The sequence below is a fragment of the Chelatococcus sp. XZ-Ab1 genome (assembly GCF_029309855.1).
Classification (GTDB): Bacteria; Pseudomonadota; Alphaproteobacteria; order Rhizobiales; family Beijerinckiaceae; genus Chelatococcus_A; species Chelatococcus_A sambhunathii.
The window spans coordinates 128,400-142,432 of sequence record NZ_JARKII010000008.1 but is presented as its reverse complement, the minus strand read 5'-3'; the positions used below and the strand labels follow the sequence as shown (position 1 = coordinate 142,432).

The following is a 14,033-nucleotide window of genomic DNA, read 5'->3' as shown; positions in this document are numbered from 1 at the left end:
TGACGCATGCAGGCAGGCGAGTGGTGGCACAGCATCGATCATGATGAACCCTGCCGCGTCGTCGATACCGACACGCTGTGGGGACAAGCGACCTGCCTCGTCTGGCTGCCGCGCCGCGGGACTGCCGTCCGGGTGCTGCAGAAGCGTCTCGCTCCACTGAAATCGGGCGAGTCTCATCTCCTCGACCGCCTTTCCTATGTCAGCGCCGCCGCGCGCATTGCCGACTCTCTGGAGCGGGACGCGTTGGTCGCTCCGCTGGAAGGCACGGTCATCCCGCTGCCCCACCAGCTGCTCGCTCTGCAGCGCGCCATCTCCGGCGACCGCATCCGCTATCTGCTGGCAGACGAGGTGGGGCTCGGCAAGACTATCGAGGCTGGTTTGATCCTGCGCGAGCTGAAGATACGCGGGCTCGTGCGGAGAATCCTCGTCGTCGCTCCTGCGGGATTGGTGCTGCAGTGGCAATCGGAAATGAAGACCCACTTCAGCGAGGACTTCCGGCTCATCCTTCCCGGTAGCCTGAGTGCACTCCGTCAGGCGGGCGCCATCGACGAGAACGAGAACCTGTGGCGCATGCACCAACAGGTCATCTGTCCGCTCGACTCGGTGAAGCCGATCGACTCCCGCCGCGGCTGGAGTCAGGAGCAGCTCGCCCGCTACAATCGCGAACGGTTCGAAGACTTGGTCTCGGCAGGATGGGACCTGATCATCATCGACGAGGCCCATCGCATTGGCGGCAGCACCGAGCAGGTCGCCCGCTTCAAACTGGGTGATGCCCTTTCGCAGGCGGCGCCATACTTGCTGTTACTGTCAGCGACGCCGCACCAGGGGAAGTCTGACGCCTTCCGCAGGCTGATCGGCTTTCTCGACGCTGACGCGCTTCCCGGTGACGACGCGATCTCGCGCGAAGCGGTCGCTCCCTTCGTCATCCGCACTGAGAAACGCCGCGCGATCGACGCCGAAGGGAACCCGCTCTTCAAGCCGCGCTTCACGCAGCTGGTGCCGATCGAATGGGGGGCGGCGCACGCGGAGCAGCGCGCACTCTATGACGCTGTGACCGAGTACGTGCGCGACGGCTACAACCGCGCCATCAAGGAAAAGCAGACCGCCGTGGGCTTCCTAATGATCCTCATGCAGCGGCTGATCACCTCCAGCACTGCTGCGATCCGCACATCCCTGGAACGAAGACTGGCGGTGCTCGATCTACCCCAGGGCCAGCTTTCGCTGTTCCCAGAGGATGTGGGGGAGGACTGGTCGGCGCTGGATGGTCAGCAACAGCTCGATACCATCCTGAAGACGCGCCTGAAAGGCCTCAAGGACGAGCGCAAGGAGGTGGAGCTCCTATTGTCGGCCGCGCGCCGCTGCGAAGCCAGCGGTCCGGACGTCAAGGCTGAGGCGCTGCTCGAACGCATTCAGCAGCAACAGCGCGAGGAGAACGACCCGACCCTCAAGGTGCTGATCTTCACGGAGTTCGTACCGACCCAGGTGATGCTTGCTGATTTTCTTGAGCGTCGCGGTTTCACCGTCGTGTCGCTCAATGGCGCGATGGATCTAGAGGAACGGCGGCAAGCACAGCGCCGCTTTGCGACCAACGCACAGATCATGATCTCCACCGATGCAGGCGGCGAAGGTCTGAACCTCCAATTCTGCCACGTGATCGTGAACTACGACCTCCCGTGGAACCCGATGAAGATCGAGCAGCGGATCGGCCGTGTCGATCGCATCGGGCAGAAGCACATCGTGCGCGCCATGAATTTCGCGCTCGCCGATACCGTTGAGCTTCGTGTCCGCGAGGTGTTGGAAGAGAAGCTCGCAAGAATTCTTGAGGAGTTTGGCGTCGACAAGCTGTCCGATGTGCTCGATTCCGAGGACGGCGGCGTACCTTTCGAGACTCTGTTTGCGCAAGCGATGATCGCGCCCGAGGATGCAGAACAGCGAGCGGCCGGTGTCGCGGACGAGATACGCCGGCGAGCAGAGGAGGCCCAAGCCGGTTCCAGACTACTCGGAGCAACCGAGCGGTTGGACCCTTCTGCGGCGCAGAAGATCGCAAGCCATCAGATGCCCTATTGGACCGAGCGGATGACCATCGGCTATCTGCGCAGCCAGGAGTCAGCGGGCGCATCCGCCAAGGCGGCCGCTATGGGCCACGACCTTCGCTGGCCCAATGGGGAGACATGCCTCACGGCAGTGTTCAACCGAGAGGACGCAGATCAGCCAGGCGCCACCCTGCTTTCACTTGAAGACGAGAGGGTCCGGGGACTCACAAATAGCCTGCCCGTCTTCGCGCCGGGCCAACCGATACCGACCATCGTCGTCCCCGACGTTTCCGACAAGACGAGCGGGTTCTGGTCGTTGTGGCGGATCAGCCTGCACACGTCCGGCGGGCGGGAGCAGCGCTTTCTGGCTCTTTTCCTCGCCGAGGACGGCCGCGTGTTTGGACCGACAGCCCGCACGATCTGGGAACGCTTGATCGACCTACCCAACGGTCTGAGCCAACCGGGTGAGGAGATTTCAGGTTCCACCGCGGTGAATGCGTTCGATGCCAGCCGCAAGGCTGCCGAAGCGCAGGGCGCTGCGGTGTTTGAGGAGCTGATTGCTTCTCATCAGATGAGCATCATGCGTGAGCGCAAGAAGGGCACGCATGCATTCTCATCGCGCCGGCGTGCCATCGAGCGGCTCGGGTTACCCCAGGTTCGGGCGCATCGTCTTCGGATTTTGGGGGGCGAAGAACAGGCATGGAACCGAGAACTTGCGGCGCGGGAAGCCGCGCTCCCTGATCTCGCCGCCGTCCTCATGGTTCGCGTGGCGCCGATGGGAGCCCGCGCATGAGCACCTCGCTGCCCAGCGGCACGTGGCGCGAGCCCATTCTGGCGCAGTTCAGCCGCGACATCGCCAGTGTCGCGCGTTTGACTGTCGTGGCGGACCCAGACGAGCTGCTGACGGAACAGGGTATCGTTGATGGTATCCGCCAGCGCGGATTCGAGATCGTGCCTTTCGAGGACCACGTCGCATTTCGGTACGCCTATGAGCGACGTTTCCGGGAGGTTTGGGACAACGGCAGCGACACAAACCTGGTCGTCGTCCTGCGAGCGGCGCGCTCGGACATCAGCGGCCTTCCCTTTGACCTGCTTCAGCAGGCGGAGCGCGACAGGCGGTTGCTTTCGTTCAGTCTCGCGGAGCTTTTCCCTTCGCTCGCCCCGCATGTCCTTTCCGAGCTGGATCGGGGTGATCTTGATGCCGTGTCTGCCGCCCAGCAGCTTTTCAAGCCAGAGCCTATGGGCGAGAACGCGACGCGGGACTTTCTTCTGCGGAACGTGTTTCGCCTCGATCCCGCACAAATACAAAGCGATGCAGACCTGCTCCGCGCCCTTCTGCGGCGCCACTACAGCGGCAAGATAGTTCCCCAGTCACTGGATCAGCGCTTGATCCATCTGCTGCGATCCACCGGGCGATGGCACGATTGGCCGCTCGATCAGATTCTCCCTAGCCGCGCGAGCTTTCTGGAGTTCCTGCAAGAGAGATGGCCGATCTTCTTGCAGGATCGTTTGGACTCGCAAGACGATGGACTGCGCGAGGAGTCCGAATCGTACGGTCTGCAGTTCACAGGTCCCAAGCATCTCCCTTTCGACCACGACGATGTGCGGGTCTACGTCGACAATCTTTTCACGGACGGTTTGCTAACCCCGACGAACACAGTCTCTCGATCGCTCGTCGAAGGAACGTGGATGGCTGTAGGTGTGGCGGGATACCAGTCCGCCGACGACACATCGCGCTTCCGAAGGCTTTTGGACCTATTGCACTCAAACAGCCCAACGCCGAGCAGCGATCATCATGGGTGGGTTCAGGCGGCGGCTCGGTGGGCCGAGATTGTTGCATTGCGTTGGTCTCTGCCCGGAGATGTGGCGCCCGAGGACAAGGATCGCTTCAACGCTGCACACCAGCTGATCGAGCAGAGCTTTTATGCATGGATGGACGCGCACTACGCCACTTTGCACAGCCTCTCGTACTTGCCTCGCCCGGTCATGGTTCATCAGATTCCAAAATACATGGCCCATCGGCTTTCCGCGAAGGGAGCCACGGCGAAGCTGGCTGTCGTTATCATCGACGGTCTGGCCATGGACCAGTGGGCGGTCGTCCGTCAGGAAATGCCGCATCGGCAATGGGTAACCGAGGAATTCGGCGCCTTCGCCTGGGTGCCGACACTGACGTCGGTGTCGCGCCAGTCGATCTTTGCGGGCGATCCTCCGTTCTTTTTTGGGCAGAGTCTCGACACGACGCGCAAGGAAGAGCAGCACTGGTCTCGCTTCTGGGAAGATCGCGGTCTCCGGAAAGGCGACGCCGTCTATGCGTGTCAGGGTACCCTGGAAGACGACGACGCCTTCATCGCCAGGGTTAGCGGGAAGCTCGACGAGCCGCGCTGCAGGATCGCGGGCATCGTGGTCGGGACAATCGATCAGATGCTGCACGGAATTGTCACTGGCACCGATGGGATGCATGCCGGGGTCCGTCATTGGGCCAAGAGGGGTTCGCTTTGGCGCCTCCTGGACGCTTTGCTTGATCGCGATTTTGAAGTTGTTGTCACCGCCGATCATGGAAACGTTGAGGGGATCGGCATAGGAAAGCCAAACGTTGGCGTGACAGCCGACGAGCGCGGGGAGAGGGTCCATGTGTTCCGGGACGCTCTGCTGCGATCCAGTACCTCGGCGAAATATCCGGGAACTCTGGAGTGGCCGAGCGTCGGGTTACCCGATGACTATCTCGCCTTGATAGCCCCACCGCTACGCGCCTTCATTGGTGAAGGAAAAAGAACGGTGGCGCATGGCGGAATATGTATCGAGGAAGCCATCGTGCCCTTCGTGACGGTGGCGAGATCGGCATGAGTACGGGAAGAAAGACCACGATCGGCTTCGATCGAACGATCCATATCGAATGGCTCGATATTGCCGCCGCACGGGTCTCCAGAGGCGAGCTTCCCACGGAGACACGGAAGTTCCTGTGGGACTTTCTCGAAGACCTCGTTCCGGGCAACACCAACAGCAGTGGCCGTGGAAAGACCCTTACGGTCCTGACCCGTATCTGGCTAACGGTGCCGGAGCAGGTCGAACCGTTGCGAGACCGCGCTCTCAAGTGCCTCGTTGCAGCAAATGGCGAGAACCGTGTGGCTGTTCACTGGGCCATGGTGGTGGCTACGCACCCTTTCTTTTTCGATGTTGCCACGCATGTCGGAAAGCTTCTCGCACTGCATGGCCAAGCCAACAGATCGCAGATCAAGCGCCGTATGACGGAATCATGGGGCGACCGCTCTACGTTGGAGCGCACAATCCAGCATGTACTCAAATCCATGGCTCAGTGGGGGGTGCTGAAGCCCGGCTCGGAGAAGGGATCACTGGTCGTCGCTCGCAACCCAATCCGGGTCTCCGAAGAGATCGCGGAGCTCTTGGTGCACGGTGTCATGCTGAGCCAAGGACGCGGCATGTCACTTTCACAGCTGGTCAGCCACCCATCCATCTTTCCGTTCAAGCTGGAGCTGACCGCCGCAACACTCAGGAAGCACCCATGCCTTCGCGTTCAACGTCAGGGCGATCAAAGCGACTTCGTCGAGTTGGCCTGACGATCACCTTCGTCGGCATAGGTTGTTTGCCGAGCGAAGGGGATTCCAACGCTACGGGATAGCCCTGTGCGGAATGTTGTTCAAAACCAATACGTTACAAGTCCGTAGTCGCGCCGGTTTAGTCCAGAGGTCGAGAGAAAAACGGCGGAGAGAGAACGCCAGGGGCGATATCGAATCGTGCCGCAGTCCAGAGGTTTGCGACTGAATCGCGCGCTTCCTTGGGGAATTCACCCACAGCCTCGCGAACGGAGAATGTTCGACGGGGTGAAACTGGCGGAGACGAGGGGATTCGAACCCCTGATACGTGTTACCACGTATAACGGTTTAGCAAACCGCCGCCTTCAGCCACTCGGCCACGTCTCCTGCGGCGGCCAAGCCCTAACCTTTTCGCGGATTCCGGTCAACATGCCAGTTGGGTCATGCACCGCCACTTTGGGCCGCGGCCAGCCTGCTTTCTCGGTGAGGGGCGGGGAGTGCGCGTGGCCGAAGGGATGCTGCAGCGCAGCGGCATGCGTGGGCGCGGAGCCAAATGACATGATGATTCCGTTGTTTGCGCCCTGCTGCATTGCGTGTATGGCAAAAGAGCTTTGCGCTGTTTGAGGGGGCCTGCATGAAGATCAAGCGCCTGTTGGTTGCCAACCGCTCCGAGATCGCCATTCGCGTGTTTCGAGCGGCGACGGAACTCGGCATCCAGACGGTGGCGATCTATGCGGAGGAGGACAAGCTCTCGCTGCACCGCTTCAAGGCGGATGAGGCCTATCAGGTCGGCAGGGGCAAGGGGCCGCTCGAGGCGTATCTTTCGATCGACGAGGTGATCCGTGTCGCGAAAGAAGCGCGGGTCGACGCCATCCACCCCGGCTATGGCTTCCTGTCCGAAAGCCCGGAATTCGCCGAGGCCTGTGCCGCTGCCGGTATCGTCTTCATCGGGCCGAAGCCCGAAACGATGCGCACGCTCGGCAACAAGGTGGCGGCGCGCAACCTCGCCATTTCGGTCGGCGTGCCGGTGATGCCCGCGACCGACCCGCTGCCGGAGGATCCTGCCGAGATCAGGCGCCTTGCCGCCGAGATCGGCTATCCCGTGATGCTCAAGGCCTCCTGGGGCGGCGGCGGACGCGGCATGCGCCCCATCGAGAGCGAGGACAAGCTCATCGACGCCGTCATGAGCGCGAGGCGCGAGGCGAAGGCCGCCTTCGGCAAGGACGAGGTCTATCTCGAGAAGCTCGTGCGCCGCGCCCGCCATGTCGAGGTGCAACTCCTCGGCGACAGGCACGGCAACCTCGTCCACCTCTTCGAGCGCGACTGCTCCATCCAGCGCCGCAATCAGAAGGTGATCGAGCGCGCGCCGGCGCCCTATCTCGACGCGGCGACCCGCGCCGCCCTGTGCGAGGCGGGACTTAAGATCGGCCGGGCGACGGATTATGTCGGCGCCGGCACGGTCGAGTTCCTCATGGATGCCGACACGGGCGCCTTCTACTTCATCGAAGTCAACCCGCGCATCCAGGTGGAGCATACGGTAACCGAGGTCGTCACCGGGCTCGACATCGTCAAGGCGCAGATCCGGATTGCCGAGGGCGGGCGGCTGGGCGTCGCCGCAGAGACCGGCATTCCGCCGCAGTCCGAGATCGTGCTCGACGGCCACGCCCTGCAATGCCGCATCACCACGGAGAACCCGGAGAACAACTTCATCCCGGACTACGGCCGCATCACCGCCTACCGTGGCGCCTTCGGCTTCGGCATCCGCGTCGACGGCGGCACGGCCTATTCCGGGGCCGTCGTCACCCGTTTCTACGACCCGATGCTGGAGAAGGTGACGGCTTGGGCGCCGACGCCGGGCGAGGCCATCGCCCGCATGGACCGGGCGCTGCGCGAATACCGCATCCGCGGCGTCGCCACCAACCTCTTCTTCCTCGAGGCGGTGCTGTCGCATCCGAAGTTCCGCGGCAACGACTACACCACCCGCTTCATCGACGAGACGCCGGAGCTCTTCAGCGCGCCGCGGCGGCGCGACCGAGCGACCAAGCTGCTCACCTATATCGCCGACGTGACCGTGAACGGCCATCCGGAGGTGAAGGGCCGCGCCCGCCCGCCGGCCGAGGCCCGTCCGCCGCAGGCGCCCGTCTTTCCGGCGCCGTCCGGCGTGGAAGGCACGCGCCGGGTGCTCGACCGCCTGGGACCGAAAGGCTTTGCCGAGTGGATGCGCGCCGAGCGCCGGGCGCTCGTCACGGATACCACGATGCGCGACGCGCACCAGTCGCTCCTTGCCACGCGCATGCGCACCTTCGACATCGCCGGCGCGGCGGAGGCCTATGCCAATGGCCTGCCGCAGCTCTTCTCGCTCGAATGCTGGGGCGGCGCCACCTTCGACGTCGCCATGCGCTTCCTCACCGAGGACCCGTGGGAGCGTCTCGCACTGCTGCGCGAGAAGGTGCCGAACGTGCTCCTGCAGATGCTGCTGCGCGGGGCGAACGGCGTCGGCTACACCAATTATCCCGACAATGTCGTGCGCCATTTCGTCCGCCAGGCGGCGGAGGCGGGCATGGACCTCTTCCGCGTGTTCGACTGCCTCAACTGGGTCGAGAACATGCGGGTCGCCATCGACGCCGTCGGCGAGGCGGGCAAGCTGGCGGAAGGGGCCATCTGCTACACCGGCGACATCCTCGACCCTACCCGCGCCAAGTACTCCCTCAGCTATTACGTTGGCCTCGCGAAGGACCTTGAGAAGGCCGGCTGCCACATCCTCGGCATCAAGGACATGGCGGGGCTGCTGAAGCCCGCGGCGGCCAGGGTGCTGGTCAAGGCGCTGCGCGAGGAGGTCGGCCTGCCGATCCACCTTCACACGCACGACACCTCTGGCATCGCGGCAGCGAGCGTGCTGGCGGCGGTCGCCGCCGGGGTCGACGCCTTCGATGCGGCGATGGACGCCATGTCCGGTGCGACGTCCCAGCCCTGCCTCGGCTCGCTCGTCGAGGCCCTGCGCCACACGGACGAGGACACCGGGCTCGACCCGGAGGCCATCCGCCAGCTCAGCTTCTACTGGGAGGCTGTGCGCACCCAATACGCGGCTTTCGAGAGCGACCTGAAGTCCGGCGCCTCCGAGGTCTATCTCCACGAGATGCCGGGCGGCCAGTTCACCAATCTCAAGGAGCAGGCGCGCTCGCTTGGCCTGGAGACGCGCTGGCACGAGGTGGCCAAGGCCTACCGGGCGGCCAACGACCTCTTCGGCGATATCGTGAAGGTCACGCCTTCGTCCAAGGTTGTCGGCGACATGGCGCTGATGATGGTGGCGCAGGGGCTCACGCCGGCGGACGTGCTCGACGAGAAGCGCGACATCGCCTTTCCGGCTTCGGTCGTCGAGATGCTGCGCGGCGACCTCGGCCAGCCGCCCGGCGGCTGGCCCGAGGCCTTGCAGCGCAAGGTGTTGAAGGGCGAGACACCGGCCACGGCCCGGCCGGGATCCTTGCTGCCGCCGGCCGATCTTTCTGCCGCGCGCGCGGAAGCCGAGAAGCGCTGCGGCCGCGCCGTCAGCGAGCGGGAACTGGCCTCCTTCCTGATGTATCCGAAGGTCTTCGCCGAGTTCTGCGGAGCGAGCCGCAAGTATGGACCCGTATCGTCCCTGCCGACGCCGGTCTTCTTCTATGGCATGCAGGTGGGCGACGACATCGCCGTCACCATCGAGAAGGGCAAGACCCTCGTCATCCGCCTGCAGGCCGTGGGCGATACGGACGAGGAGGGGCAGGTACGGGTTTTCTTCGAGCTCAACGGCCAGCCACGCATGATCAAAGTCCCGAACCGCGCCGCCGCGGCGAGCCGGCCGGTGCGCCGCAAGGCCGACGAGGCGAACGAGAAGCATGTCGCCGCTCCCATGCCCGGCGCCGTCGCCACGGTGGCCGTCAAGGCGGGGCAGGAGGTCCGGGCCGGCGACATCCTTCTCACCATCGAGGCCATGAAGATGGAGACCGCTATCCACGCCGGCCGCGACGGGCGCGTCGCCGAGGTCGTGGTGGCGCCCGCCACACCTGTCGAAGCCAAGGATCTGCTCGTCGTTTTCGAATAGAGGCGGTCCCCGCGAAAAGGCAGTCGCGCAAAGCCGGAATCGAGGCTATGATTAGACTGTCGCCGCAAGCACGCTTACGGACGAGACCGCTCGGCCTGCCGCATGGCGTGGCCATGTGTTTTCGGGTATGATGAAAACTCTCCCAGTTGGATATCCTGTATGAACCGATACGATGATAACCGTGACGCCCGCCGCAGGGGTGGTGGCCGTCGCGACAGCTTTGACTCCCGTGACGGCGGTTTCGGGGGGCGCGACGGTGGCTTCGGCGGTCGCGACGGAGGCTTCGGCGGCCGTGATGGCGGCTTCGGAGGTCGTGACGGCGGTTTCGGGGGCCGCGAAGGTGGCTTCGGCGGTCGTCCGTCGCGCGATGCTTTTGCGGCGCCGGCCGGCCCGCCGACGGACGCGACGGTGAAGTGGTTCAATCCCGAGAAGGGCTTCGGCTTCGTCGCCTGCGAGGACGGGTCGGGCGATGCCTTCCTCTCCATGCGCTCGCTCGAAGCTGCCGGCTTCAGCGGGGCCGAGCCGGGAGCACGCATCGTCGTGCGCCTGCGCGAGGGGCCGAAGGGCAACCAGGTCGCCGAGGTGCTCGAGCTTGAGGACCTGCCGCCGCAGCCGCGCGCCCCGCGTGGCCCGCGCGCCGGTGGTGGTGGCTTCGCCCCACGGATTCCGGAAGGGCCGGCCGAGGAGATGGCGGGCACGGTCAAGTGGTACAACCGTGACAAGGGCTTCGGCTTCGTTCAGCCCGACGACGGTGGCCGTGACGTGTTCGTCCACGCTTCGACACTGCAGCGCGGCGGCATCGCCGATCTCGCCGAGGGCCAGCGGGTCAACATGAGCGTTGTCGCCGGCGCCAAGGGCCGCGAAGCCTCGATGATTTCCTACGCCGACTGACCGGCGGCGCAAGCCTCGCCGATCTTCGGGCGTCCATGATGAAAAAGCCGCGGGCGGCTGCGCCCGCGGCTTTTTGCTGCGTTGCGGCAAAGTTTTGCCGTCAGTGAAAGGTCGTTGCAAGATCTCGCCCGGCAAGATCTGCCCCGACAAGATCCGCGTGTGCGTGGCGACCGGAACGATAGGCTACAAGCATCGCAGCGCCGGTCTCGATGCCGTGCGGGCCGCGCTGATGCAGCCGAACTTCCCGCTCAAGATCATCCCGCATGTCGATGGCACGCCGCGCATCTGCGAACTCGTCGTATATTTCCTCGAGGACGTCGTCGTCGAAGGGCCGTGGACGGGGCTCGCGGCCCTGTCGCTCAACCCGCATGCGCTGGCGCCGGTGGCGGAACTGCCGGTGCTCGAAGTCGTGTCCGCCCTGCATCTCGTCGCCGATCTGACGCGCGGGCGAGGGCGCGTCGCCCACGTCTATCTGGCGCGAGGCTCAGGTCGTTTCCACACGCACGCGCACGGTGCCGCCGCGCAGCACTGTGTTGCCGAACAGGACCGGGCGGCCTTCCCCGTCCGTGTCCACATAGCTCAGGACGATCACCGGCTCGTCGAGATCGATGCCGAGCGCCGCCGCCTCGACCTTGCGGGGCATGCGCGTGTCGATCCAGGTGGCGCGGCGCAGGAGTCTGCGGCAGTCGAACTCCGCAAGGGTGGCCGACAGGCTGCGCAGTCGGGCGAAGGCGGTGTCGATGCCGGCGAAACGGGCGGCGTCGAAATAGTGATAGCCGTAGGACAACAGGCGCGAGCCGGCCTGGCGCAGCGTCTCCAGCACCAGCAACTCGCCGCCCCTGTCGATCTGCAGCAGGCCGGCGAGATAGTGCGACGTGGGGCGGCGGTAGGAGGCGATGAGTTCGCCGGTGGTCGCATCATTCATGGCCTGCTCGAGTTCGCTCGTGCTGGGTTGGCGGGCGATGCGGTATTCCGGCTGCTCGTCCGTGACGAAGACGCCGGCCCCCTGCCGCGAGACGACGAGGCCCTTGTCCGCCAGCTTGAGTAGCGCCATGCGGACCGTGTGGCGATTGACCCCGTAGCGCCGCGACAGTTCCAGCTCGGATGGAAGCTTCTGACCCGACGCCACGAGTCCGCCGCGAATCTCGAACTCGATGTCGCTCAGGATCTGTCGCCAGACGGGTACGGAAGCTGTTCGATCAAGAGGCAAGCCATCGGAAAAGGAAGGGCAATCGTTCATAGCGAGCCTGTTCGCTTCTTCATATGCCGAAAAATAAAGTAAAATTCTACTTATCCAAATTAATGCATCCCGTTGATGTAAAAAACCACCCATATATCCGAGGGGCTAGAATGGCGCGCGATCCGCGCAAGGCATCTTGACGTGCGTCCGTCATGCTGGCATCGCCGCTTGTCAAGTCTCGCACGCGTGCGGCCGCATATCGAGCCCTGAATGCAAACCGTCCTGTGTATCGGCATCGCCACCCTCGATTATGTCTACAAACTCGACGCGCTGCCGACACGGGCAGAGAAATATCGCGCCCGGGATGTTGCCGTGACGACGGGCGGTTGCGCCGGCAATGCGGCCGTAGCCATCGCGCGCCTCGGCGGCCGGGCCAGACTCATCGCGCGCCTTGGGGACGATCGCGTCGGTGACGACATCGTGGGCTCGCTCACGGACGAGGGCGTCGACTGCAGCGGTGTCGTGCGCCTCGGCGGGCTGCGTTCGCCAGTGTCGGCGATCCTCGTCGATGCGGCCGGCGAGCGCACCGTGATCAGCTATTCCGATCCGCGCTACCCCGCCGCCGTGGAGAGCCTTCCCGCGGCGCTGCCGCAGGGAACCGGCGCCGTGCTCGGCGACACGCGCTGGCAGGAGGGGGCGGCGCGGATCTTCATGCTAGCCCGCGCGGCCGGCGTGCCGGCGGTATTCGACGTCGACCGGGCCCCGGATCACCCGGGAGTCCTCGATGCCGCGAGTCACATCGCCTTCAGCGCACAGGCGTTGCGGGAACGGACGGGGCTGGAGGATCCGCGGGAAGGGCTCCGCAGCCTCGCCTCGCGCCTCCGTGACAGCTGGCTTGCCGTGACGACGGGAGAAGGCGGCGTCTTCTTCATCGAGGACGGCAAGGTCGCGCACGAACCGGCTTTTGCGGTGGATGTGATTGATACCCTGGGGGCCGGCGATGTCTGGCATGGCGCGCTCGCCCTTGCCCTGGCGGAGGGCATGGCGCCCCGCCCCGCCGTACGCTTTGCAAATGCGACCGCTGCCATCAAGTGCACGCGCTTCGGCGGTGGCCGCGGCGCCCCCCGCCGGGCGGAGGTGGAGCATCTGCTCCGAGGCTAGGCTGGCCGGGCGTTTTCTGTCTTGCCGGGGGTGATCTTGCGTTGCGCACCTCAGAAAATGAGGGCAACATGCCTCTATCATGAGCATGATCGCCGAACGGATAACGCTGGAGGATGTCGCGCGGGAGGCGGGCGTGTCGCTCGCGACGGTGGACCGCGTGCTCAACCGGCGCCCCGGCGTGCGCGAGAAGACCGCCGCCAAGGTGCAGGCGGCCATCGCCAAGCTCGGCTACCGGCCCGATCCCGTCGCTGCGCGTCTGGCGCGCAAGGAGACCTTCCGTTTCTGTTTCATCCTGCCGACGGGCACCAACACCTTCATGAGCAATCTCGAGGAACAGGTGGGAGTGGCGGCCGAGTGGCTCGTCACCCAGCGGGCCTTTGTCGACATGCTGCATGTCGATGTCTTCGATCCCGATGTTCTTGCCACCGCGCTCGAGCGCCTGGAGGGGCGCTATCACGGCGTTGCGGTCATCGCGCTCGATCATCCGCGCGTCCGGGCCGCCATCGACGATCTCGTCGCCCGCGGCTCGGCGGTGGTGACGTTGGTGTCAGACGCGCCGACTTCGCGCAGGCTGCGCTATGTCGGTATCGACAACACGGCCGCCGGTCGCACGGCCGGCACGCTGATGGGGCGCTTCTCAGGGGGGCGCGAGGGATCTGTCGCGCTCATCGCCGGGTCGCTCGCCCTGCGCGACCACGCCGAGCGGCAGTTCGGCTTCATGCAGGTGGTGAACGGAGAGTTCCCCAACCTGAGGACCCTGCCGCTGCGCGAGGGGCGCGACGATTCCGAACTGACGCGCAAGGTGACCGAGGACATCCTCGCCGCCCATCCTGATCTCGTCGGCATCTATAATGTCGGCGCCGGCAACCGCGGCATCGCTGCCGCCCTCGAGGCAGCCGGCCGGGAGCGGGATATCGTCTTCATCGGCCACGACCTGACCGCCTACACCAAGCGCTTTCTCGTGCGCGGCATCATGGACGCGGTCATCAACCAGGACGCGGGCCACGAGGCGCGCTCGGCCGCGCGCTTGCTCCTCGCCCACTGTACAGGCGAGCCCATCCTGCCCGAGCAGGAGCGCATCCGTATCGACATCTTCCTGCGGGACAACATACCCTGATCAGGGCGATTGGCGGCGTTGG

General features: G+C 64.9%; 8 protein-coding genes, 1 tRNA gene and 1 pseudogene. 8 read left to right on the top strand and 2 right to left on the bottom strand.

Annotated elements, in window-relative coordinates; all coding sequences use genetic code 11:
* The first annotated feature begins 6 nt into the window (after positions 1-6).
* Genes P2T65_RS13555 through P2T65_RS13545 form a run of 3 tightly spaced genes read left to right on the top strand, consistent with a single transcriptional unit; the run spans position 7 to position 5,608 of the window.
* A complete protein-coding gene (locus P2T65_RS13555) occupies positions 7-2,826 on the top strand; it encodes a helicase-related protein (protein ID WP_276199956.1) in 2,820 nt (939 codons plus the stop codon).
* Positions 2,823-4,877, top strand: a complete 2,055-nt coding sequence (gene pglZ / locus P2T65_RS13550) for a BREX-3 system phosphatase PglZ (protein ID WP_276199955.1) — start codon at positions 2,823-2,825, stop codon at positions 4,875-4,877. The genes P2T65_RS13555 and pglZ overlap by 4 nt, the downstream gene beginning before the upstream one ends.
* Positions 4,874-5,608, top strand: a complete 735-nt coding sequence (locus P2T65_RS13545) for a hypothetical protein (protein ID WP_276199954.1) — start codon at positions 4,874-4,876, stop codon at positions 5,606-5,608. Before pglZ ends, P2T65_RS13545 begins: the two co-directional genes overlap by 4 nt.
* Positions 5,609-5,879: 271 nt before the next feature.
* Here P2T65_RS13545 and P2T65_RS13540 read toward each other — a convergent pair.
* Positions 5,880-5,971 (bottom strand) — tRNA-Ser (locus tag P2T65_RS13540).
* Between the two features lie 247 nt (positions 5,972-6,218).
* On the opposite strand from P2T65_RS13540, the gene pyc reads away from it, so the two are divergent.
* The 3 genes and pseudogenes from pyc to P2T65_RS13525 form a co-directional block, all read left to right on the top strand.
* Entirely contained in the window at positions 6,219-9,662 is a 3,444-nt protein-coding gene (gene pyc, locus P2T65_RS13535) for a pyruvate carboxylase (RefSeq protein WP_276199953.1), read from the top strand.
* 159 nt (positions 9,663-9,821) lie between these two features.
* The gene (locus P2T65_RS13530; RefSeq protein ID WP_055460045.1) at positions 9,822-10,553 is read left to right on the top strand and encodes a cold-shock protein; all 732 of its coding nucleotides are present in this window, start codon (positions 9,822-9,824) and stop codon (positions 10,551-10,553) included.
* A gap of 151 nt (positions 10,554-10,704) precedes the next feature.
* Positions 10,705-11,034, top strand: a pseudogene (locus P2T65_RS13525) (acetoacetate decarboxylase family protein); the annotation flags it as partial.
* Positions 11,035-11,037: 3 nt separating this feature from the next.
* On the opposite strand, the gene phnF reads toward P2T65_RS13525, so the two are convergent.
* Positions 11,038-11,763, bottom strand: a complete 726-nt coding sequence (gene phnF / locus P2T65_RS13520) for a phosphonate metabolism transcriptional regulator PhnF (protein WP_276199952.1) — start codon at positions 11,761-11,763, stop codon at positions 11,038-11,040.
* A gap of 240 nt (positions 11,764-12,003) precedes the next feature.
* Here phnF and P2T65_RS13515 point away from each other — a divergent pair, with 240 nt between their 5' ends.
* Positions 12,004-12,894, top strand: coding sequence for a PfkB family carbohydrate kinase (locus P2T65_RS13515; RefSeq protein ID WP_071923627.1), 891 nt, complete (start codon positions 12,004-12,006; stop codon positions 12,892-12,894).
* A 79-nt stretch (positions 12,895-12,973) separates the two neighbouring features.
* Positions 12,974-14,011: a substrate-binding domain-containing protein gene (locus P2T65_RS13510; protein ID WP_055460041.1), complete on the top strand. Its 1,038-nt coding sequence runs from the start codon at positions 12,974-12,976 to the stop codon at positions 14,009-14,011.
* Positions 14,012-14,033: the final 22 nt, after the last annotated feature.

Excerpts from the sequence above, each read along its gene's own strand:
- P2T65_RS13555 (WP_276199956.1), top strand. The coding sequence starts at position 7 with ATGCAGGCAGGCGAGTGGTGGCACAGCATCGATCATGATGAACCCTGC.
- pglZ (WP_276199955.1), top strand. The coding sequence starts at position 2,823 with ATGAGCACCTCGCTGCCCAGCGGCACGTGGCGCGAGCCCATTCTGGCG.
- P2T65_RS13545 (WP_276199954.1), top strand. The coding sequence starts at position 4,874 with ATGAGTACGGGAAGAAAGACCACGATCGGCTTCGATCGAACGATCCAT.
- pyc (WP_276199953.1), top strand. The coding sequence starts at position 6,219 with ATGAAGATCAAGCGCCTGTTGGTTGCCAACCGCTCCGAGATCGCCATT.
- P2T65_RS13530 (WP_055460045.1), top strand. The coding sequence starts at position 9,822 with ATGAACCGATACGATGATAACCGTGACGCCCGCCGCAGGGGTGGTGGC.
- P2T65_RS13515 (WP_071923627.1), top strand. The coding sequence starts at position 12,004 with ATGCAAACCGTCCTGTGTATCGGCATCGCCACCCTCGATTATGTCTAC.
- P2T65_RS13510 (WP_055460041.1), top strand. The coding sequence starts at position 12,974 with ATGAGCATGATCGCCGAACGGATAACGCTGGAGGATGTCGCGCGGGAG.